The sequence below is a fragment of the Streptomyces sp. Ru72 genome, from assembly GCF_002920635.1.
In the GTDB taxonomy this organism is placed as follows: domain Bacteria; phylum Actinomycetota; class Actinomycetes; order Streptomycetales; family Streptomycetaceae; genus Streptomyces.
Window position 1 is genome coordinate 23,802 of sequence record NZ_PQSR01000067.1, and the last position, 20,647, is coordinate 44,448.

The following is a 20,647-nucleotide window of genomic DNA, read 5'->3' on the forward strand; positions in this document are numbered from 1 at the left end:
CGGTCCGACGCCGCACATACGGACAGCAGTTGGCCGGGTCCTCCGATCGTCGGATGATCCCCGGGACGCCCTCGGGTGCCGAGGGCGATCTCCCATGATTACAGTGGTCGCGCGACAAGGAACCGCGCTCTCCGGGCAGGCTCCCCAGCCGTCGGGGGAGGGTACGTACGAAGGAGACAGGGACGTGACGGACCAGGAGTCGGCAACGAACCCAGGAGCGTCGACACGGGTCGTGGGGGACTTCCTGCTACGCCGTCGGGAGCAGATCTCTCAACGCTGGGCCGACCAGACCCTCTTCCGTACGGTGTTCACGGTGTCGCGCGACGAGGCCGTGGAAGCCGCAGGCTCGCTGGTGGAGGCGCTCGCGGCGGTGGCCGCCTCCGGACGGATCGAGGATCTTCGGGCCCCGGGCTTCGCGGGGATGCGCGAACAACTCACGCGCATGGCTGCCTCGCGGGCGCGCGCGGGCGCGACGCCGTCGCAGATCGCCGACGAGGTCGCGGCCCTGGGCCCCTCGGTCAGGGAGCTGCTGAGCGCCGAGCTGTCCGGGTCGGACGGAGAGGCGAGCGGATCGCACGCCGTCGCGCTCACCGCCCTGCTGGGCACGCTGCGGGTGCTCGTCATGGAGACCGCCCTGAGCACGGGCGAGGAGATCATCGAGCGGCAGCGCCTGCAACTCCTCGAAGTCGCCACGCCCGTCATCAAACTGTGGAACGGCATCGTCGCCGTGCCGCTCATCGGCACCCTGGACAGCGCCCGCAGCCAGGTCGTGATGGAGAGCCTGCTTGAGGCCGTCGTCACCCAGCAGGCCCGGTTCGCCATCCTGGACATCACCGGAGTGCCCACCGTGGACTCGCTGGTGGCGCAGCACCTGATGAAGACCGTCGCGGCGGCCCGCCTCATGGGCGCGGAGTGCATCGTCTCCGGTATCCGGCCGGCGATCGCCCAGACCATCGTGCATCTGGGGATCGACCTGGGATCGGTCCTCACCCGGGCGAGCCTGGCCGACGCCCTCGCCTACGCCCTGCACGAGCTCGGCGCCGTGATCGTCGACCGGGCGGGCCACGGAGGAGGCCAGCGGTGACCGGCGGTTTCGAGGACCCGACGGGTGCTTCCGTCCCCGTACTCAAGCTCGGTGACGTGCTCCTCGTCACCCTTCAGGGCGAACTGGAGGACAAGGCCGCCGAACAGTTGCAGCAGGACATCAGCGAGGCCATCGCGGGCAGTTCCGCCGCCGGAGTGGTCATCGACGTCTCCGGCGTCGAGATCGTCGACTCCTTCCTGGGGCGCGTCTTCGCGGAGATCGCGGCGAGCGCCAGGCTGCTCGCGGCGGAGACCGTGGTGGCCGGCATGCGCCCCGCGGTGGCCATCACCCTGGTCGAACTCGGCCTCACGCTGCCGGGTCTGCGCACCGCGCTCGACACCGACGAAGCACTGCGGATGCTGACACACGCGTCCACGCCCCTGTCCCACGGTCCAGCACGCCAGGAGAACGCGTGACGGAGACATCGGGCCGCGTCACCACATGCCTGCCCATCCGCACGGACATGGATCTGGCGTGGGTGCGGCAGCATGTGCGGCAGGCGGCTGGGGAGATCGGTTTCGGGCTGGTGGAGCAGACCAAACTGATCACCGCGGCCAGCGAGCTCGCACGCAACACGCTCGTCCACGGCGGCGGCGGACAGGCGGAGATCGCCTTCCTGGACAACGGCCGCGCACGCGGGCTGCGCCTGTCGTTCGTCGACGAGGGGCCGGGCATCCCCGACATCGAGCGGGCACTCACCGACGGCTACACCTCGGGCGGTGGTCTCGGCCTCGGGCTCGGCGGAGCCCGGCGGCTGGTCCACGAGTTCTCGATCGACTCCCGTCCCGGCGAAGGCACCCGGGTCAGCGTGATCTGCTGGGCCGCCGGACCGCCGCGGCCCCGCGAGGAGGTCCGGTGAGCCGCGTCTGGGACGTCCCCGTGCACGACTCGACCCGGGTCCGGGACGTCACGGTCGCGGTGCAGGACACCTGCGGCCACGCGGGGTTCGACGACGGCCGTACGGCCGCGGCCGTGCTCGTCGCCACCGAGCTCGCCACCAACCTGCTCAAACACGCCGGCGGCGGTCGGATCCTCATCGACACGGTGGACGCGGACCTCACCTCGGACTCGGCCGCCGGCAAGCCGGCGCTGCAGATCGCCGCGATCGATCACGGTCCGGGCATCCCCGACCTCGCAGCCGCGCTGGGCGACGGCTTCTCCACCACGTCCTCGCTGGGCGCCGGACTCGGCACCTGCGGGCGCATAGCGGACGACTTCGACCTGCACAGCGCGCCCGGGAGGGGCACCATCGCCCTGGCCCGGATAAGGGCCGGGTCCGGTCGGCGGCGATACGGGCACGCCCGGCACCACCACGCCCCGGTGCGGGCCGGCGGCGTCAACATCCCCCTGAGCGGACGCCAATCGGGTGACGCCTGGGCGTGTGTCCGGTACGGGGAGCGGGTCACTCTCCTCCTCGCCGACGGACTGGGGCACGGCCCGGCCGCGGCCGAGGCATCCGACGCGGCGGTCCGGCAGCTGCGGGACAGCGCCCATCTGCCGCCGGCGGAGCTGCTCGCCGTACTGCACACGGTGCTGCGCAGCACCCGGGGCGCCGCCGTCGCGGTCGCCCAGGTCGACCTCGCAGAAGGGAGTCTGGCCTTCTCCGGCATCGGCAACATCGGTGCCCGGTTCCGCTCCGGCGGTGGCTGGCAGCACCTGCTGTCCCATCCCGGCATAGTCGGCGCCCACCGACCGACGCACATCCCCTGCCGACGGCTGCCCTGGTCACCCGACTGTCTCCTCGTGCTGCACAGCGACGGACTGCCCAGCCGGTGGTCCCTGCGGGAGGACGTGCCCACCGCGGAGCTGGACCCCGGGGTGACGGCCGCCGTGATCGTGCGGGACGCCAGCAGCGCCGCCCGGCCCGTCCGCGACGACACCACGGTGACCGTGCTGTCCCCCACACCGCCGAAGCGTGAACCATGACCGACACCTGGCAGATCATCACCGTCGTCGATGCCGCCCGGGCCCGGATCGCCACCGCCCGGCTCGCGGCCGACCTCGGCGTCTCCGCCGTCGACCGCACCCGCCTGGTCACCTCGCTCACCGAGCAGCTGCGCCAGTGCCTCACCAAGGGCGGCGCCTGGCGGCTGACTCTCGGGACCGCTCCCCCGTCGCGGCGTGAGGAGCAGCCGAGGCTGTGGGTCACCGTCCGTCCCGACCCGGACGAGCGCCCCCACGAGGAACCGACGTGGCAGGCGCAGGTTCCGGCACCGGAGCGGGGCGGCCGGGCGGACACGGTGACGGTGCGCGCCTCCCCGCCCGCCCTCGCCGAGGCGCTGTTCAGCGCCGACGAAGACACCGCGCGCGTCCTGGACGCGCTGACGGAGCAGGAGGCGCTGGTCGCCTTCCACCGCGAGGAGCTGCACCAGACGAACCAGGGCGTCCTCGCGCTGCACGCCGAGCTCGACGCCGCCGGCCAGGCGCAGCGCGAGCTGTTCGCCGCCGAGCGGGCCGCGCGCACCGAGGCCGAGGAGGCGCGCCGCCGGCTCACCTTCCTCGCCGACGCCAGCGCCGCACTGACGGCGTCCCTGAACCACGGCGAGATCGTGCGCCTGCTCCCCGAGCTGCTCACTCCGACGTACGCGCGGACCGCCGACGTATGGCTGTTCGGCGACGACGAGGCGGAGCCGAGCCACGCGCCCCGCCCGGCCGCCGCCGTGCTCGCCGCCCGCACGGGCCGCCCGCAGTACGCGGCGCCCCAGCCGGGCGGTCTGCCCGGCGTGGAGGACCGGCCGCCCTCCGCCCTGCACCCCACCCGGCCGCTGCTGTGCCTCCCGTTGTCGGCCCGGCAGGTGCCGCTCGGCGTGATCACCCTCACCCCGCCCGGCGACCGGTGGGATCCGGACGACGCGGTGATGCTGATCGAGCTGGCCCGCAGGGCCGCCATCGCGATCGACAACGCGCAGCGCTTCGAGCACAGCCGCGACATCGCCGAGACGCTGCAGCGGGCCCTGCTCACCGAGCTCCCCGCCACTCCCTGGCTCCGGCTCGCCGCCCGCTATCTGCCGGCGACCCACGGTCTCAACATCGGCGGCGACTGGTACGACGCCTTCCGGCAGCCCGACGGGAGCCTGATCGCGGTCATAGGAGACGTCACCGGGCACGGGCTGCACGCGGCGGTGATGATGAGCCAGCTGCGGACGGCCCTGCGCGCGTACGCCGTCGACGGGGGCAGCCCGGGCCGGCTCCTCACCCGACTGCACCAGTTCCTGCACCATCTGCAGCCGGATCTGTACGCCACCGCGGTGATCGCCCGTTTCCGACCCGGAGAACCGGTGCTGACCTGGGCCGCGGCCGGTCATCCGCCGCCGGTGCTGCGCACGCCCGACGGCCGGGTGCACACTCTCGACGCCAAGCCGGGCGCCATGCTGGGCGTTCCGGTGCAGCAGGAGATCGAGGACCACACCGCGCCCCTGCCGCCCGGCTCCACGCTCGCCCTGTACACGGACGGCCTGGTGGAGCGGCGGGCGTACGGCATCGACCCGGGCATCGAGCGTCTCGCCGAGGCCATGTCCACGCTCGCCGTGCCGGACCGGAACGACGGTCTGGAGGGCGCCGCGGACCGGGTACTCGAGCCGATGCTGAGGGATTCGGAGGGTGAGGACGACGTGTGCCTCCTGCTGTGTCACGTGGACGGCGAGACCGCCGGGGCTACCGGGGAACCGCCCGTGCCGTGATCCTGGATGCGTATCCTTCGGCTTTCTGGCAACCGTCATAAGGGGGGCCGGGCGACAGCGCGACGAACGACGAGAACCGGCCGGAGTGCCGGCCGGGGGAAGGACGGCATGGCAACCGAGCCGCGTTGGGACAAGGCCTGGCCGTTCGAGACGGTCGAGGCCCTGGTGGCGGATTTCGGCGGTGATCTGCCCGACGTCACCGGGGCACGGCTGGCCGCCGAGGAGTTTCTGCGTCGGCTGGCGCGGGCTTCGCCTCCGGCGAGTCCCGAGTACTGGAACGACATACTGCTGGTGGTCGACGAGCTGGCGGCGAACGCCGTCCAGTACGCACCCGGACCGTTCGGCCTGCGGATGCGTCCGACGTACGACGGTGTCCATGTGACGCTGCACGACACCAGTACGACGCCTCCGGCGCCGCGTCCCTTCAAGCCGGGCCAGAGCGGGGGCATCGGATGGCACCTGGTGCACACGCTGTGCCACCAGGTGAGCGTGGTGGTCCAGCCGGACGGCAAGGACGTGCACGTGTTCCTGCCCTGGTAGGGCGCGGGCCCTTTCGGTCCGCGCCCCGCCGAGGCGGGAGCTCCCCGCGGGGCCGTCGGCCGACCGGCGGTGAGCGCGGGGCGACCCGTGGAATCAGGCTGCCCGCCATCGCGACCCGGAGCCTTCCGGGGCGGTGCCGGCGGCGGCCCGCGTGTCTCCGGCCCTCTGTGCCGTGGGCTTCTCGCGGACCCGGGACCCGGCGTCGGTGCCGTCCGTAGTGGCGTGGGGCACGGCGCGCAGCCTTCGGCGCCCCGCGCGGCGGGCCTTCCTGGCGCCGCCCGGGGTGAGCAGGCGTTCCTCATAGCTGCCGAGCGCGAGCACGAGACACAGCATGGACACCGGCATGAGCAGGGCTACGGCGATCATGTGGGCTCCTTCACAGGGCGTCCTGTTCCGCGTTGCCCCGCTTCGCCCTTGGAAACACGATTCAGCCGAGTGGCACGAGCACGCTGACGGTCTTGCCGCCCACCCGGGGCTCGATGACGATGTCGCGCGCCAGCTTGATGATCAGCGGCCAGCCGAACCCGCCCCGGTCCTGCCTGTGGGGAAGCTCGCCGGTACCGAACGCCACGGAGGGGATGTCCGGGCTGCGGTCGCGCACGACGAGGCGGACGCCCTCCCGCGTGGGGACGGCCTCGAAACCGGCGAGCCCGCCCCCGTGGCGGATGGCGTTGGACACCAGTTCCGAGGTGACGAGCAGCAGGTCGGTGACAGCCTGCTCGGTCGGCCGCACGGGCGCGGTGTCCCAGTGGCTCCGGACGACCGCGAGCACGTACGCGCGCGCCGTGGCCGCGCTGGTCACCGGGCCGCCGGGCGGGGACGGATCGCTCTGCCGCACGCCGTCGGCCGTGTGCGCGTGCCGCGGGCTCACGGGGGCGCTGGTGCGGCGCTCGTCGGCGGCTCCTGGGTTCCCGCCGTCCCGCGGGGGAAGGTCCACCGGTTTCATCGCGTGTGCGGGGAGTCGGGCAGGTCTGCGGGCCCCGTGGCGTCGCGAGGACAGCACCGGGCCTCGGAGCCTGTGTCGAGGGTCGGCGTGGCGTGGTGTCGTTCATTCATCGCCCCACGCATACCCGTCCCTGGGCGAGCCATGAGTGCGAAATAATGCTCGGCGCGGGATCTTTGGGCCTCGACCGACCGGATCACAGGGTTGGCGACCGTTCCGCAGCCCCTGGCGATCGGCCCCCAGGTCTCCGGCGACGAGTCCGATGCCTCAGCCGGCCAGTGCGGCGGCGAGTTCGGCGGCGGCCTCGACGAGTTCGACGTCCTGCTCCGCGAGCAGTTGGCGCAGCACCCCCCGGTCGGCGTGCACCGCACGGCGCGCCGCGCGCTCCCAGCCCACGTAGTCCTGAGGGTAGTTGAGCAGTTTGGGGTAGACGGACGCGGTGCTCTCCCACTGGTGGGCGTCGGCGATGCTCCTCAGCAGGTGAAGGATCTCCACGCGGCAGGTCACCTGGGGAAGCCGGGCCAGCTCCCACAGGAACGGAACCGTGGCCGCCGTGGCCTGGTCGACGACGAAGCCGTACTGGCAGATGCGCTCCCGCAGGTGGCCGAGCGCCGCCCGGGCGGTGGCCTCGTCACCCCGGGCGACGTCGTGGAGCAGGACCGGGATGGCCTCGGCGGAGCCGCTGGAGTCCTTGATGGAGTCCCACGGCACGTGCCCCAGGTCCTTCAGTGATGTGGCCATTTCCACTCCCGCAGACAGTGTGGGGCCAGGAACGACACGGCATTGCTACGACACGGCACCGCCCTGATGCGACGTCAGCACGCGGACGTCTGTGAAGCGGTGGACGCCGCCGCTATTATCCACACAGTCAGTACCGCCGTGCAATTGCATGGGAAATTGCACGGCGGGAAACGGAAGGAGACTGTGGTGCCTTCAGTGCCGAACGGAGTGCAGGCGGGCTCGCTGGAGGCCCGCTGGATCAAGAGCGGGCACAGCAACGCCGAGGGCAACTGTGTCGAGCTGGCCCGCCTGGCCGACGGGGCCATCGCGGTGCGCAACTCGCGCGATCCGGAAGGACCGGCGCTCGTGTACACGCCCGCCGAGGTGGCCGCGTTCCTGGCAGGCGCCAAGGACGGGGAGTTCGATCACCTGGTGTGAGCCGGATTCCGCCGGGTCTGTCCTGCCGTCCCCTGCGACAGGGCGCGGTGGGATGCGATAATGAGGGCCTGTTGTCCGTCGGCTGACCGGGAGTCAGGATGTCCGCCTCGTCGCACCGCGTCTCCCGTCTCGAACCGTATCTCACCCGGACGCAGCCCGCTCCCACTCTCCTGAAGATGCTGGTCGGCGTGCAGTTGGCGGGCATGCGCGAGGACGCCGGCCTCTCCCAGGAGCAGGCGGCGCGGGCGCTGGGGTTCAGTCCCGCGAAGCTGTCGCGCATCGAGGCGGGCAAGGGACGCAGGCCGCCCACGGAGGACGACGTCCATGCGCTGCTGCGGCTGTACAAGGCCGATGACCACGAGGCCTCAGTGCTGGTCCAGCTGCTGCGGCGGGCCGGTGAGCCGGGCTGGTGGCAGCGCTACGACAAGCGGCTGATGCCCGAGTGGTTCGACCGCCTGGTCGGACTGCAGGAGGCGGCGACCGCGATCCGTACCTTCGAGATCCAGTACGTGCCCGGGCTGTTGCAGACCCCGGCCTACACCCGGGCCGTGGTGGAGCGCGGTCTGCCGACGGCGTCGGCCGCCGAGGTGGAGCGCCGGGTGGAACTGCGGATGCGGCGGCGGGAACTGCTGTCGCGGCCGGACGCTCCTCGACTGTGGGCCGTCGTCGACGAGTCGGTGCTGATGCGGGTGCTGGGCGGCCGCGAGGTGATGCGCGAGCAGCTCGAGCACCTGGTCGAGATGGCACAGCGTCCGCATGTGACCGTACAGGTCGTGCCGTTGGACGTGACGAACGCGTCGGCCCCGGCGATACCGGTCACCTATCTCCGCTTCGGTGGCGCGGACCTGCCGGACATCGTCTACCTGGAGCACATCAGGAGCGCGAACTTCCTGGAGGACCCGGACGAGACGGAGGAGTACCGGGTGGTACTGGACCGGCTCGCCGACGAGGCACTCGATCCGCGCGAGTCACTGGCCCTGTTGCGCAGGACGCTTCGGGAGCGTTACCCGGCCGGGTGACGTCGCTCGGCCAGCTGACCGGGGGCGTGGGCGCCGGCGGACGCCCCCGGTGTGGTGCGGCCCGTCAGCGGATGCGTCCCACTCCTCCGAACTCGATCCACTCCTGGGTGAGTTGACGGGGAGCTACCTCGGAGTCCGGCCGCCAGGTGGACACCTCCACCAGACCGGGCTCCAGGATGTCCATGCCGTCGAACCAGGCCTCCACGTCCTTCTCCTGCCGCACCCGCCCCCAGTGCCCCTGTGTGGCCTGGTCCATGAAGTTCGTGACGAAGTCCCTGACTTGGGCGTCCTCGCTGACGAGCTGGCACATCACCATGAAGCTGCCGGGCACGAGCCGCTCGGCCACCCGGCGGACCAGGGCGGGCGGTCCGTCGGTCTCGCTGTCCGGGATGCAGTGCATCACCGAATTGAAGAGCACGGCGACCGGCTGGGAGAAGTCGATCAGGCGTCGGGTCTCCGGGTGGGTGAAGATCGTCTCCGTGTCCCGCATGTCGGCCTGGATCACGGCGGTGCGCTCGTCCTGCTCCAGCAGAGCCCGGCCGTGCACCAGGACCATCGGGTCGCTGTCGACGTACACGACGTGGGACGACGGGTCGATGCGCTGGGCGACCTGGTGGACGTTGTCCTGGGTGGGCAGTCCGGATCCGTGGTCGAGGAACTGGCGGATGCCGTACTCCTGCGCCAGCGTCCGCACGACCCGCTGCAGGAACCGCCGGTTGTTGAGCGCGAGCGCCCGCGTGCTGGGCACGACCTTGTCGAGCTCTTCACACGCGGCCCGGTCGGCCGCGTAGTTGTCCTTGCCGCCCAGGTAGTAGTCGTACATACGGGCGGCCGTCGGCACCGTGGCGTCGATCGACGTGGACAACTGCCTGCCAGACTGCATCGTTCCCCCAGATCCGGGCCGCGCCGTCGAACCGGCTCGGCGGGCACACCATCCTAGGGAACCGGTGTTCGCCGGTGCCAGTCCCCGAACGAAGGACGCGGCGCCAACTTCACTGCCACTCCCGCGTGTTACGGGAGAGGGCCGGAGTGACTGCCGTGGCCAGTGCGCAAAATCCCCCGGTTTGAGATGCAGTCGGTCGCCGGCCTGGGGACCCGGCCGGAGCCGCCGGGGGCCGCCGGGGTCGCGCACGACACGGTCGAAGTCGACGACCGCGTCGACCTCTCCGCGGGCCCGGATCCGGGTGTTGACCGCCTGCCGGTCGCCTCCCGCGGCCTTCGGTGTCGTCGCACGGGGTGTTGCCGCCGAACGGCAGCAGTGCGGCCCCGTGCACTCGGATGCCCTGGCCGTGCACCCGGACCACGATCTGCTGCTCACTCGGCGATCAGGTCGCCGGCGACGGCCTGTCGGGCGACCACGGCAAGTGTGGGGAGTCCGAGAGACATCCCCTCCGTACCTACCGCTGATCCCAGCGTGAAGGGTCACCGGTGCATGGACGATCCGCACGCGTGAGCGTAGTCCTCGCGGTCGCTCGACCGCCGGCTCGGCCTCGGCACCGACGGCTGCGGGCCCCGCCGCACGCCCGATCGGACCGTCCCGTAGGATCGGCCCGGGCGGGCCCCGGGACGGGCGTCGGCATCGGCGAGGACGAGGAGATCCAGTGATGGCGGATCGTGTCGACGTGGGCGCCAAGGTCGAGGACTTCACCCTGCCCGACGAGACGGGTACGGAGCGACGCCTCACCGAACTGCTCGCCGACGGGCCGGTCGTGCTGTTCTTCTACCCCGCCGCCCTCTCCCCGGGCTGCACCGCCGAGGCGTGCCATTTCCGGGATCTGGCCGCCGAGTTCGCGGCCGTCGGTGGACGGCCGGTCGGTATCAGCGGGGATGCGGTCGACCGGCAGCAGGAGTTCGCCGGACGCCACACGCTCGGCTTCCCGTTGCTGTCGGACACGGACGGCGCCGTCCGGGAGCGGTTCGGAGTCAGACGGGGCATCTCCCTGGCTCCCACCAAGCGGGTCACCTTCGTCATCGACCAGGACCGCACCATCCTGGAGGTGGTGCGCAGCGAACTGCGCATGAGCGCACACGCCGACCGTGCGCTGGCGGCGCTGCGCGCCCGCAGCAGCTGACGACCGGAGGGAAGCCGGGCCACACGCACAGCAGCCCGCCGCCCCGTGGTTCGGGGCGGCGGGCCCGGGCCGGCCCGGTCAGTGGGCGGGCCAGCCGTCCAGGTGGCGGTGGAGGGTGACGGTGGGCCGCTCATCACCCTTGGGAGCGTTGACGACCGCCTCGCGCAGCACGGTGTTCACCTCGGCGGCCAGGGCGTCGGCGCGCTTCTTGAGGTCGGTTGCGGGCAGGTTCGAGCGGGTCAGTGCGTCCAGCCGCCGGTGGATGTCGGTGAGCCGCCGCTGAGTTGCCTGGTCCAGCGTGAAGGGGCGGGGGGTGGAGACGACGAACTGGTAGGCCCCGGCGAGGGTCTGGCAGCCGTCGCAGTGCTCGTTGACCGCGTCACCCCGGTTGACCGCGGTGAGATGCGTGTGCTCCCCGGCCATCGTGACGATCTGGAAGGACAGCGCGACCGAACGGCAGTGGTCGTCGACCGAGCAGCCCACCCCGACGGCGTTCGCCTGGTTGCGTACGCTCGCGGCGTCGACCGTGCCGAGCTGGCGCACGGTGAAGGAGTCCCTGGCCTGTGTGTGGTGCCGGAAGTCGGCCCGGCTGAACGTCTGGTCGGTGGCGACCGCGGTGTGGTGCGGCATCCCGGTCGCCGCCTGCGCCGGGACGGCCGTCGCGAGTCCGGCCGCCCCGGCGGCGAACAGTCCGACGCGGACGGCGCGCCTGCTGAGGGCGGACTGCGGACGGGGTTTGCGATGCTGGTTCATATGGTCTCCCGCTGGAGTGGTGTCGTTGGACCCCGGGCCCTGGCCGGGGCGATCAGGAGGCGGTGGGCGACGGCGATCCGGCCGGCGGCGCGCTCGAACTGACCGGCGCGGACGGGCTGTCGGCCGGGGACGACGGCGCCGACGGCGAGCCGGAGGCGGGCCCCGCCGAGGCGGAGGTGGGCGGCTGCCCGCTCGGGACGGAACTGCCGGAGGGCCGGCCGGCCGTGCCCTGCGGTGACGCCTTGGAGTCGCTCGGGTGCGGGCTCGCCGAAGTCGACGGGCCGGTCGTGGCCGACGGATCGGCCGAGACGTTCGGGAACGCCGTGCCGGACGGCACGGTGGTGGCCGTGGCCGACGGTGCGGTCGTGTGCCGGTCCGGGACCGTGGCATGCCGGGCGGGCGGGGGCGAGGTGGACACGCCGGGCTGCAGGATCGGGGCGATCGGCGGTTGCTTCGGCAGCGGACGCGGAGTCAGACCCGAGACCCAGGCGTAGCTCAGGCCGCCGAGGCCGGCCAGTACCAGGGCGCACAGCGCCAGGCGCAGCCGTGGCCGGCCGGCCGTCGCCTTCGCGCCTCCTCGCCACAGGCGCCCGCCGAGCTTGACCGACAGGTAGACCACGCCGGCCATCGGGCACAGCAGCATCACGCAGCCGACCACGCCCATCAGGCCCGCCGCGATCTGGCCGTGCGCGAACGCGCCGCCGGTGCCGAGGAGTTGCACGGTCAGCGAGCGGATCATCGTGGTGGTGATACGGGGCAGGTTCCACAGGGCGTAGCCGAGCTCGCCGATGATCAGCGGCACCATCGTCAGCACCCAGGCGGCGACGACGGCCCGCGCGGACTTCTTGAGCGCGGCGACCTCGGCACGGGCCCTGCGCCCCGCGGTCCCCGGGACCAGACTCAGCAGGATCGGCTTGATCTTGCCGTAGAGGTCGGGCACTCCTGCGAGGTCGCCGAGGATGTAGTAGCCGTCGAGGCGGACGGCCGGCATGAGCTGTTCGAGGATCTCGAAGTGGCCGAGGTAGACGGCGGCCAGGAAGAAGGCCTGGCCGCTCAGGGCGTAGGCGCCGGCCATGGCGAGCATGAAGACGACGTTGAAGTAGACGCCGCCGAGGTCGGTGCGGAGCCGGCCGCCCCTGCCGATGCGATAGACGTCGGTGACGTCCGTGTACATCGAGGGCCAGATCAGGAACAGCCCGCAGCCGATGCAGCCGGGCCGGGCACCGCCGTAGCGGCAGGCGGACGCGTGGCCGAACTCGTGGAACACCAGGGACGCCACGGTCAGCACGAACACGACGAGCAGCAGGACCGGTTGGTCCAGCACCTGCAGCACGGGGGTGATCGCGCCGAAGAACACGAACAGCCACACGTCCAGGACGGCGATGCCCGCGAGCACGGCCGCCACGACCAGGGGGCGGTGCAGCCAGGCGAGCGCGCGGGCGATCTTGGCCACGCGCCGCTCGTTGAACAGGACGCGGTGTCCCTTGAGCGCGAGGAGCAGGTCCGATCTCGGCGCGGAGACCTGGTCGTCCTCCTGGCCCTCGGGGACCGTCACGCCGAGCGGCTCCAGCTTGTTCTCGATGAGATAGCGGATGTTGTCCGCGCTGACCTCGCGTCCGAACCGGGCGCTGACCCGGTGGGCGATCGTCTCGAGGTCGCGGCTGCCGTCGATCGACGACGCGACCAGATGCAGCAGCCGTGTCAGCTGCACGACCTGCCCGTCCCCCCGACGGGCGATGTACCTGGGCTCGGTGAACCCCGATCCCTGGTACTCGCCGTGCAGTCGGAGCCCGGCGCTCAGCCGCGGTACGAGCGGCTTCTCCGGGCCGACGACGGGGAGGTCGCCGGTGGCGACCTGCTCGTACGTCACCGGGATCCCCCCGGGCCCCGGCACCGGTCCGGTGTCGTACAGTGCCGCGGCGTTGTCCCCCAGCAGCGTCATGTGCACCTTTCCTCCCCCCGGTGCGGACCGCGCCTGCCCCTGGCGCGGTCCGCTGAACGTGCCCTCGTGGTGCGGGGGTTACTGGTGGATGGTGATGGACTGCGTGGCCTGGGACTCGGCGACCGACCACGAGGAGTGGTCGTTGAGCGCGGCCGACTGGTTGCTCGCGGAGACGTTGGCGACGTGCTTGGTGACGTTCACCGTCTTGCCGAAGCTGAACTTCAGCCGGCCCAGGGCCTCGCGGCCCGGCAGCAGCTCGGCGGTCTCGGCGTCCAGCTCGTGAGCGTTCATGCTCATGGCGTGTCCTTTCTCGAAGTCGTTCGTTGTACGGCGTGGTGGGGCTGGACGGACGCGGATCGCCGCCCGGCCGATGTGGGGTGACAAATCGTCAGGTGTTGCCGCCCGGTGGTGGTACCGCCGCGGCGAGCGGAGGTGTGGTGAGGTGTCGCCGCGGCGGTACCGGGTGCCGCACGGTGCCGGGGCGCCGGGCCGTGCGGCACCGGATCACTGGGTGATGGTGATGGACTGGGCGGCGCCGGAGTCCGCCACCGACCACGACGAGTGGTCGTTGAGCGCGGCCGACTCGTTGTGCGCGGAGACGTTGGCGACGTGCTTGGTGACGTTCACCGTCTTGCCGAAGCTGAACTTCAGCCGGCCCAGGGCCTCGCGGCCCGGCAGCAGCTCGGCGGACTCGGCGTCCAGCTCACGCGGATCCATCATGGTCGATTCCCCCTCGGGGTTCGGAATGCGGTGCCGTTGGACACGGTCAGGTCCCCCCGGATCGCGTCCAACTCCGTCGGACGGGCTGTCCAACGAGATTGGACACTAGGGGCCGAGGCGGGTGTGACGCAAGCGGTACCGGAGAACACCTTCCGTCACGCACCCAAGTCGCCCCTAGAATGATCCGACGCGGAAGAGTTCCGCCCGGCGGCGAGCAGGAAGTGACCATCGGTGGCCAACGCACTGCAGCAGATCATCCGCGACCGGCTGGACAGTGAGCGCTGGTCGTACGGCGACGTCGCCCGCCGCGGAGGCATCCCCCGCTCGACGGTGCACCACCTCGCCACGACCGATCACATGGCCCGGATGCCGCAGCCGGCCACCCTCGAAGGGCTGGCCCAGGGTCTGGGTCTGCCGTTGGACACGATCCGCCGGGCAGCCGCCGAGGCATGCGGCATCCACCTCTACGCCCCCGCCGCCGAACCGGCACCCGCGTCCGAGTCCTCCGGAGATCCGGAGGTGGACGTGCTCATCGCGAGTGTGCAGCGACTGTCGGCCGAGGACCGCCGCCATGTCGCGGCCCTCGTCGAGTCACTGCTCGGCCGGTCCTCGGGCGCGTCCTGAGCGCGACCGGGCGAGCGGGGCTACGGCGAGCGGACCCCCGCCCCACCGGTCACTTGCACCAGAAGACGTCACTTCCACCCGAACGCACATGATCCGCCGCTAGTCTCTCCTCCTGCCCGGGGCCCCGTGAGCCGCACGCCCCAGGCCCACTGGGGGGAACTTTGCTCTTCGTACACGGCGGCCCCACCACCGCCATCGTCAAGGGACCGACGGGAGAATCCGTGGTCCTGCTCTCCGGCGAACTGCCGGCCGACCTCACCGAGGCGTCCATCGGGGAACTCCTCGATCTCGCGGCGGCCGTGCTCAGCGAGGAGGAACTGACCCTCTTCGACCAGTGCCTCGCCCTGCTGCGCCGTGGCGAGGGCCCCACCCCCCAGCGCATCGAGATCAACGGGGCCGTGCTCACCGTCTACCGCGAGTGAGCCATGCCCGCTCGTACACAATTCCAGGCGTCCAGACCATGGCCCCGCGCGCCGAAAACAGGCACGATCAAGCCATGGCAACGCCCCCGCACCGCCCCTCCGTTCCCCTGGCACACCGATGAGCCCGGCCCGTATCCCCGGCCTGATCGTGCCGTTGGTCTTCCTGTGCGCCCTGGCGGCCGGTGCGGTGTGGTACTGGCGGCATCGCGGCGACTAGGCCATCGATCGCGAGTGTCACGGCCGCCTGGCGTGCCGGCTGAGCACGACGGTTCGCGGTGGTGCGGGGATGCGCTCGAGGGCCGAGCGGGCGGCTACTTCTCCTGACGCGCCGTCACCAGGACCGACTGCGCCGCCTGCAGGAAGCGGCGGACGGCGTCCAGTTCCCTCTCGTCGAAGTCCTCTTCCGTCGCGACCAGCCGGCCGATCAGCGGCCCGAAGAAGGACCAGCCGAGGTCGGTCGCCTGCTCGGTGACGGTGAGGAGGACCCGGCGCCGGTCGCGGGGGTCGTGTCCGCGGTCGACCAGACCGCGTCGTTCCAGCCGGTCGACGACGGCAGTGACGGCCGAGGAGTTCAGTCCCAGCTGCGCACCCAGCCGACCGGGCGTGGCGTCGGTCCCCGTCCGGTCGAAGTCGAGCAGGTGGATCAGTGCGCGCAGATCGGTGGGGTGCAGGCTGTTCCGCGCCGCGAACTCGGCGCCCAGCAGGTCTAGTTCGACGGTGATGCCGCGCAGCAGGTGCACGAGCTGCAGACGCGGGTCCCGGTGGTCCACGTGGGGCCTCTCCACGGTTCGATATCTCAGTGAGTGAGTATATCGTTCAGTGATGTAGTCTCGAAAGCCGCTTCGACCGGGGGTCCCATGTCCGCTGCACCGCGTTTCCGCAGTTCCGAAGCCGAGGAGCGCTTTCTGGCCGCGTACGACGCCGTGCTGGGGAGATGGCCGGTGCCGGTCGAGTCGGCCGACGTACCCACCACGTACGGCACGACGCGCGTGAACTCCTGCGGCCCGCGCGACGCACCGGCGCTGATCCTGCTGCCCGGCGGTGGCGCCACGTCGACGGTCTGGCTCGCCGATGTCGAAAGGCTCAGCGCCCGGTACCGGGTCCACGCGGTGGACATCATCGGCCAGGCCGGACGAGGCGTCGCGGACGGTCGCGCGGTGCGCGGCAAGGGCGATCTGACGGCATGGCTGGACGAGGTGCTGGGTGCGCTGGGGATCGAGCGCGCGGCCTTGTGCGGGCACTCCTACGGGGCCTGGCTGTCCCTCACCTACGCCCTGCACGCACCGCAGCGGGTGAGCGGGGCTGTGCTGCTGGATCCCACGCGCTGCTTCGGCGGATACCGGGCGCAGTACCTGCTGCGGGCCGCGCCGCTGTTCCTGAAGCCCAGCGAGCGGGCGGCGCGCGGGTTTCTGGAGTGGGAGACGGCTGGGACGACGTTGGACGAGGGGTGGCTGGAAGTGACCGCTCGCGGCACGGCCGGCTATGTCCCGAAGATCGTCGATCCTCGCCCGCCCCGCCGGGAACTCCTGCGCCGTTCCACAGTCCCCCTGCTGGTGGTGCTGGCGGCGCGCAGCCGCGCGCACGATACCCGCACCATCAGTGAGCGCGTAAGGGAACGAGCGCCGCACGCGCGGATCCATGTGCTGCCCACAGCGACCCATCACACGCTGCCTCTCGCCCATGCGCAGCAGATCGACCGGCTGGTCCTCGACTTCCTCGTCTGAGCGCCGTCCGCCTTCGCGGAGTGGCGCGCAGACGCTACTGTCACCTGCCATGAGGCATCCGCATCTGCCCACCACGGAGTCGGCCGTCACGGCGATACGCGAGATCGCGCGGGAGTACAACCTGACGATGACCGTCACCCACGACATCGGCGCGGACCAGACCTCCCACCGCGCCTCGGCCGGAGCGTTCGCGGTTCTCGATCCGGACGGTTCGCTGCCGCACGAGGCGTTCGTCGAGCTGGGAGGCTCACCGGCCGTCACCGTCCGGCTGTTCCCCGACGACGACGCGCAGATCACCGTCGACGGCGTTGATTTCGAGGATCTTCCCCGGGACGTGGTCCCGGCGTTCCTGCGGTCCGTCTACGGCGGCCTTGCCCATGTGACGGGCCGATTCTTCCCGCCCGGTCAGTGGCTGGTCGTGCCGCTGCCCGGGGACGAGACGTACAAGGAGCTGATCCTGCGCATCTCGCTCACGCCGTGGCTGGCGCGCGCCGTCCGAGGCTAGTGCCGCGACAGGCCCCGAACCCTCCGGCCCTCAGTGCTGGCCGCGCTCCGCCTGCTCGCGCAGGAACGTGCTGATCTGGCCGGCCAGGGTCTCGGAGATGCCGTCGGCGCGGGTGGCCGTGCCCTGCGGGCCGTCCGTGACGGTCATGTCGCCGGACCACAGATACCGGTCCGTCCATTCGTCGTCCGCCTTCAGCTGGACCTGGATGTCCACGAGGCTCAGAGCGGATTCCGGGGCGGCGGCGTACAGGACGGCGGTCGCACGGCGCAGGGGATAGACGTCGAAGCCTTCGATGAAGTGCGAGTTGCGCCAGTCGAGAAATGCGCTCTCGCCGTCGGAACCGGTCCTCACGTCGAGTTGGCCGTCTTCCAGATGAATGCCGACCGGTTCCGCCGACCGGTTTTCCACGGTCACCCGGAAGCGGAAATAGGTGAGGCCTTCGGCCGAATCGTCACGCCCACGCGGCGGCTCCGCCTTTTCCAGCCCGTGGACACGGACGCGGAGACCGGCATGCTCGTCCCCGCATTCCTGCCAGTCACCGATCACATGGGGCTCGTGCACGGTCCACCTCTCCACTTCCGGCCATGTTCCTATCCGCGCACGCAACTAAGTGTCAAATGCAAGCAAGATCGGACGGCCGATGGATTTGCCTGGCTAGATCACTGATCAAGCCGTGCCCAGCATGAATCGCTTCAGGGCCGTGGGAAAGGCGATCGCGCACGTGTCGCACATCACGTGCGCGACAGCCCGGGCACCGGGCCCCCCGCAGCGCTGGCAAACTGCACGCCATGGCCCCGATCACGCCCGCCCGCGCCCTTCTTCTGCTCGTCACCGGGCTGGTCTGTCTGACCACCGCGAGCGGTGCCCTCATCGGTGCTCTCTTCGGTGGCGCGCGGGGTGCCCTCGTGGCCGCGGTGTGCGGGGGCGCGGCGGGCGCACTCGGCGCTCTCGTCTTCCGCCGGCGTGCGCTGGCGCACTTCGCCGCGGCCCGGCGGCAGGCGGGAATGCGCGGCTACGCGGAAGGGATCGCGCACGGGGTGCTGGTGCACGTCGCCGCGTACGAGGCCGCGGTCTTCCCCCGTACGGGCCCCCTCGGTGTCACCCGAGAGGAGCGTGCCGCACGGCGCACCCTCGCCTATCGGATGGCCGCCCTGGACGAGGTGCCCCAGCGCGTCCGGGAGGTCGCGGCGGACGCCCTGGCGGTGCTCGACACCGCCGACCGCACCCGCGCCGAGGAGGCCCTCGCCCAACTCGCCGCCGTCGTCCGGGAGGAGTACGCCCGCCCCTGACCGGTCACAGGGCTCCGGAGGATCTTCGGCCCACCACCACGCCCGTGGGCCGATTCGGCGACACACCGCGCACTACGCCGCCGGGGCGAGAACAGTCCACTCTCGCGAGGGAATCGGCCGCTGACGTTCCAGCCCCGGGCACTCACGAAAAGGGATCCGCCGCCTGAGTGATCCGCACGGTCATCCCGGGCGGCGTGCGCGCGTCCGCGTCCTTCCGATCACGACACGCGTGCGATTGAGCAAGGTAGTGCCGTGCCGACGTAGCAAGAGTCATGGCAGCATGCAGGGGCGCGGACGGCTCGGACGCGACGTACGACCGGGGGGCGCGGACGATGACGCACGACCGGCAGCCGCTCGTCACGTCCGACGGCGACGGCCCCCCGGAACCGGCCGGCTCCCCCTCCCGGGCGGACGCCGGACGCCAGGGCGGCTGGGCGGCGCTGCGGCGGCACCGGCGGCCGCTGCTCGTGCTCGCGGTGTGCGCGCTGCTGGTCCAGATGGCCTTCGCCATGGCCACCACTGCGGTGCGGCAGACGCCGACCATCGACGAACCCGTGTACGTCGGCACGGCGGTCGTGTACGTGCGGGAGCACAGTCTGCGCTTCAACCCCGAGCACCCACCGCTCGGCAAGCTGCTCATCGCCACCGGCGCGGTCTTCGCGCACCCGCACCTCGAGCCGGGCTTCCGAGGCGATCAGGGAGAGTTGGGGCGGCGACTGCTGTACGCGTCGGGCAACGACCCGTGGCGGGTGATGTTCTGGGCCCGGCTGCCGGTGATGGTGGTGACGCTGCTGTTGGGGCTGGTGGTGTTCGGTTTCGCCCGCGAACTGACCGGTTCGGTCGGCGGGTTGGCGGCGCTGGCCCTGTACGCGTTCTCGCCCGACCTGATCACGAACGGCTCCCTGGCGACCCTGGACGTGCCCGCGGCGGGGCTCGTGGTGACGGCGGCCTGGATGGTGTGGCGGGCGCGGCGGCGGCCGCTGCCGTATCTGCCGCTCGCCGGGGTGGCGACCGGGGCGGCCGTGGCCACGAAGATGAGCACGCTGCCCGCGGTGCCGGTCCTGCTGGCGCTGGCCGGGTGGTCGTACTGGCAGGCGCGGGGCCCCGGCGTGCCACTGCCGCGGCGTGCGGCGCGTGCCGGGGCGGCGGCCTTCGGCGTCGCGCTGGTCCTCGTCGCCGTCGTGTGGGCCGTCTATCTCGTCGTCGATCCCCGGCTGCGGTGGACGACACCCGCCCACACGCCCGCGGTGCACGGTCCGGGCGCCCTCCTCGTCCACGCGTTGCCGCTCCCGGAGCCGTACCGCGACGGGATGCGGATCCAGTTCGGGTTCGAGAGCGCGCGGTGGCGCGGCTATCTGTTCGGCCGGCTCTACACCGGCAACCGGTGGTACTACCTGCCGGCCGCGCTGCTGGTGAAGACGCCGCTCGGCATGCTCGCGCTGTGGCTCGGCGGGGCGGTGGCCATGGCGGTGGTGCCCCGGCTGCGCCCGGCCGTCCCGTACGTGCTGCTGGTGCCGGGGGTGCTGCTGGCCGCGGCCATGCAGGGCTCGCGGGACCTCGGGGTGCGTTACGCGATCTTCGTACCGGTGTTCCTGGCCGTCGCGGCGGCCTGCGCGCTCGCGCTGCGGCGGCGGTGGGCGTACACGGCGACGGCGGCCCTGGTCACATTCGTGGCGGTCAGTTCGGTGCGGGCGTACCCGTACTACCTGCCGTACTCCAACGAGGCGTTCGGCGGGCCGGCGAAGACGTATCTCAGACTGCACGACTCGAACGTCGACTGGGGACAGGACCTCGGACGGCTGGCGGACCGGCTGCGCGAGCGGTACCCGGACGAGAAGAGCGTCTGGCTCGTCTACAAGGGGAGCGGAGTGCCCTCCTGGTACGGGATCCACGGGCGCGACCCGCTGAAGGTGCCTGCGAACCGGGTGCACGGGCTGCTCGTCGTCTCCGACACCTCGATCGCCAAGGCCGATGCGCGGCTGAAGCAGCTGATCCGCGGCAGCAGGGCGATCGACGACGTCGGTCACTCCGTCACGATCTTCCGGCGCCCCTAGGGGTTGCCGGAAAGCCCCCGGGGGCCTTACAGCCGACCCGATCCGGACAGCGGGGCCCCGTTCGGGGGAAATCGCATGGCCGGGACGCGTGGGGGTGTGCGGAGGTGTCCACAACTGA

General features: G+C 71.7%; 25 protein-coding genes. 15 read left to right on the plus strand and 10 right to left on the minus strand.

Annotation, left to right across the window (positions count from 1 at the left end):
- The first annotated feature begins 184 nt into the window (after nucleotides 1–184).
- The 6 genes from C3488_RS26510 (at nucleotide 185) to C3488_RS26535 (ending at nucleotide 5,304) form a co-directional block, all read left to right on the plus strand.
- Nucleotides 185–1,084, plus strand: coding sequence for an STAS domain-containing protein (locus tag C3488_RS26510; protein WP_258053654.1), 900 nt, complete (start codon nucleotides 185–187; stop codon nucleotides 1,082–1,084).
- Nucleotides 1,081–1,500 (plus strand): STAS domain-containing protein, encoded by a 420-nt coding sequence (locus C3488_RS26515; RefSeq protein ID WP_103843431.1) that lies wholly within the window; start codon nucleotides 1,081–1,083, stop codon nucleotides 1,498–1,500. Before C3488_RS26510 ends, C3488_RS26515 begins: the two co-directional genes overlap by 4 nt.
- Before the next feature lie 47 nt (nucleotides 1,501–1,547).
- On the plus strand, nucleotides 1,548–1,943 hold the full coding sequence (locus C3488_RS26520) for an anti-sigma regulatory factor (protein WP_103843456.1): 396 nt from the start codon (nucleotides 1,548–1,550) through the stop codon (nucleotides 1,941–1,943).
- The gene (locus C3488_RS26525) at nucleotides 1,940–3,010 is read left to right on the plus strand and encodes an ATP-binding SpoIIE family protein phosphatase (protein ID WP_103843432.1); all 1,071 of its coding nucleotides are present in this window, start codon (nucleotides 1,940–1,942) and stop codon (nucleotides 3,008–3,010) included. Before C3488_RS26520 ends, C3488_RS26525 begins: the two co-directional genes overlap by 4 nt.
- On the plus strand, nucleotides 3,007–4,764 hold the full coding sequence (locus tag C3488_RS26530; protein WP_103843433.1) for a PP2C family protein-serine/threonine phosphatase: 1,758 nt from the start codon (nucleotides 3,007–3,009) through the stop codon (nucleotides 4,762–4,764). Before C3488_RS26525 ends, C3488_RS26530 begins: the two co-directional genes overlap by 4 nt.
- A 108-nt stretch (nucleotides 4,765–4,872) precedes the next feature.
- Nucleotides 4,873–5,304 carry an ATP-binding protein gene (locus C3488_RS26535; protein WP_103843434.1) on the plus strand — a complete coding sequence of 144 codons (432 nt, stop codon included), beginning with the start codon at nucleotides 4,873–4,875 and terminating at the stop codon, nucleotides 5,302–5,304.
- A gap of 93 nt (nucleotides 5,305–5,397) precedes the next feature.
- Here the strand turns inward: C3488_RS26535 and C3488_RS26540 are convergent, their stop codons facing one another.
- From C3488_RS26540 to C3488_RS26550, 3 genes are all read right to left on the minus strand, one after another.
- Entirely contained in the window at nucleotides 5,398–5,670 is a 273-nt protein-coding gene (locus C3488_RS26540; protein WP_103843435.1) for a hypothetical protein, read from the minus strand.
- Between the two features lie 61 nt (nucleotides 5,671–5,731).
- Nucleotides 5,732–6,241 (minus strand): ATP-binding protein, encoded by a 510-nt coding sequence (locus tag C3488_RS26545; protein WP_308460695.1) that lies wholly within the window; start codon nucleotides 6,239–6,241, stop codon nucleotides 5,732–5,734.
- 273 nt (nucleotides 6,242–6,514) lie between these two features.
- On the minus strand, nucleotides 6,515–6,988 hold the full coding sequence (locus C3488_RS26550) for a hypothetical protein (protein WP_258053656.1): 474 nt from the start codon (nucleotides 6,986–6,988) through the stop codon (nucleotides 6,515–6,517).
- Nucleotides 6,989–7,174: 186 nt separating this feature from the next.
- On the opposite strand from C3488_RS26550, the gene C3488_RS26555 reads away from it, so the two are divergent.
- Together C3488_RS26555 and C3488_RS26560 are read left to right on the plus strand one after the other, a co-directional pair.
- The gene (locus C3488_RS26555; protein WP_103843436.1) at nucleotides 7,175–7,405 is read left to right on the plus strand and encodes a DUF397 domain-containing protein; all 231 of its coding nucleotides are present in this window, start codon (nucleotides 7,175–7,177) and stop codon (nucleotides 7,403–7,405) included.
- A gap of 98 nt (nucleotides 7,406–7,503) precedes the next feature.
- Nucleotides 7,504–8,424 (plus strand): helix-turn-helix transcriptional regulator, encoded by a 921-nt coding sequence (locus C3488_RS26560; RefSeq protein ID WP_103843437.1) that lies wholly within the window; start codon nucleotides 7,504–7,506, stop codon nucleotides 8,422–8,424.
- A 64-nt stretch (nucleotides 8,425–8,488) separates the two neighbouring features.
- Here the strand turns inward: C3488_RS26560 and C3488_RS26565 are convergent, their stop codons facing one another.
- On the minus strand, nucleotides 8,489–9,307 hold the full coding sequence (locus tag C3488_RS26565; RefSeq protein ID WP_103843438.1) for an SAM-dependent methyltransferase: 819 nt from the start codon (nucleotides 9,305–9,307) through the stop codon (nucleotides 8,489–8,491).
- Nucleotides 9,308–10,028: 721 nt separating this feature from the next.
- Here C3488_RS26565 and C3488_RS26570 point away from each other — a divergent pair.
- Nucleotides 10,029–10,496, plus strand: coding sequence for a peroxiredoxin (locus C3488_RS26570; protein ID WP_103843439.1), 468 nt, complete (start codon nucleotides 10,029–10,031; stop codon nucleotides 10,494–10,496).
- Between the two features lie 78 nt (nucleotides 10,497–10,574).
- On the opposite strand, the gene C3488_RS26575 is transcribed toward C3488_RS26570, so the two are convergent.
- The 4 genes from C3488_RS26575 to C3488_RS26590 form a co-directional block, all read right to left on the minus strand.
- Entirely contained in the window at nucleotides 10,575–11,249 is a 675-nt protein-coding gene (locus C3488_RS26575; RefSeq protein ID WP_103843440.1) for a hypothetical protein, read from the minus strand.
- 52 nt (nucleotides 11,250–11,301) lie between these two features.
- Entirely contained in the window at nucleotides 11,302–13,191 is a 1,890-nt protein-coding gene (locus C3488_RS26580; protein WP_103843441.1) for a hypothetical protein, read from the minus strand.
- 78 nt (nucleotides 13,192–13,269) lie between these two features.
- Nucleotides 13,270–13,488: a hypothetical protein gene (locus C3488_RS26585; RefSeq protein WP_103843442.1), complete on the minus strand. Its 219-nt coding sequence runs from the start codon at nucleotides 13,486–13,488 to the stop codon at nucleotides 13,270–13,272.
- A 207-nt stretch (nucleotides 13,489–13,695) separates the two neighbouring features.
- Nucleotides 13,696–13,911, minus strand: a complete 216-nt coding sequence (locus C3488_RS26590; protein ID WP_181139207.1) for a hypothetical protein — start codon at nucleotides 13,909–13,911, stop codon at nucleotides 13,696–13,698.
- 231 nt (nucleotides 13,912–14,142) lie between these two features.
- Between C3488_RS26590 and C3488_RS26595 the strand changes: the two genes are divergently transcribed.
- On the plus strand, nucleotides 14,143–14,535 hold the full coding sequence (locus C3488_RS26595; protein ID WP_103843443.1) for a helix-turn-helix transcriptional regulator: 393 nt from the start codon (nucleotides 14,143–14,145) through the stop codon (nucleotides 14,533–14,535).
- 161 nt (nucleotides 14,536–14,696) lie between these two features.
- Nucleotides 14,697–14,957: a hypothetical protein gene (locus C3488_RS26600; protein WP_103843444.1), complete on the plus strand. Its 261-nt coding sequence runs from the start codon at nucleotides 14,697–14,699 to the stop codon at nucleotides 14,955–14,957.
- A 311-nt stretch (nucleotides 14,958–15,268) separates the two neighbouring features.
- Here C3488_RS26600 and C3488_RS26605 read toward each other — a convergent pair whose 3' ends face one another.
- Nucleotides 15,269–15,727, minus strand: coding sequence for a MarR family winged helix-turn-helix transcriptional regulator (locus C3488_RS26605; protein WP_103843445.1), 459 nt, complete (start codon nucleotides 15,725–15,727; stop codon nucleotides 15,269–15,271).
- An 87-nt stretch (nucleotides 15,728–15,814) separates the two neighbouring features.
- On the opposite strand from C3488_RS26605, the gene C3488_RS26610 reads away from it, so the two are divergent.
- Entirely contained in the window at nucleotides 15,815–16,681 is an 867-nt protein-coding gene (locus C3488_RS26610) for an alpha/beta fold hydrolase (RefSeq protein ID WP_103843446.1), read from the plus strand.
- Between the two features lie 49 nt (nucleotides 16,682–16,730).
- Nucleotides 16,731–17,186 (plus strand): hypothetical protein, encoded by a 456-nt coding sequence (locus tag C3488_RS26615; RefSeq protein WP_103843447.1) that lies wholly within the window; start codon nucleotides 16,731–16,733, stop codon nucleotides 17,184–17,186.
- Between the two features lie 30 nt (nucleotides 17,187–17,216).
- On the opposite strand, the gene C3488_RS26620 is transcribed toward C3488_RS26615, so the two are convergent.
- Nucleotides 17,217–17,747 (minus strand): hypothetical protein, encoded by a 531-nt coding sequence (locus C3488_RS26620; protein ID WP_103843460.1) that lies wholly within the window; start codon nucleotides 17,745–17,747, stop codon nucleotides 17,217–17,219.
- A gap of 227 nt (nucleotides 17,748–17,974) precedes the next feature.
- On the opposite strand from C3488_RS26620, the gene C3488_RS26625 reads away from it, so the two are divergent.
- Together C3488_RS26625 and C3488_RS26630 are read left to right on the plus strand one after the other, a co-directional pair.
- Entirely contained in the window at nucleotides 17,975–18,475 is a 501-nt protein-coding gene (locus C3488_RS26625; protein ID WP_103843448.1) for a hypothetical protein, read from the plus strand.
- A gap of 332 nt (nucleotides 18,476–18,807) precedes the next feature.
- Complete coding sequence (locus C3488_RS26630; RefSeq protein ID WP_103843461.1) at nucleotides 18,808–20,529, plus strand: phospholipid carrier-dependent glycosyltransferase; 1,722 nt, start codon at nucleotides 18,808–18,810, stop codon at nucleotides 20,527–20,529.
- Nucleotides 20,530–20,647 lie beyond the last annotated feature (118 nt).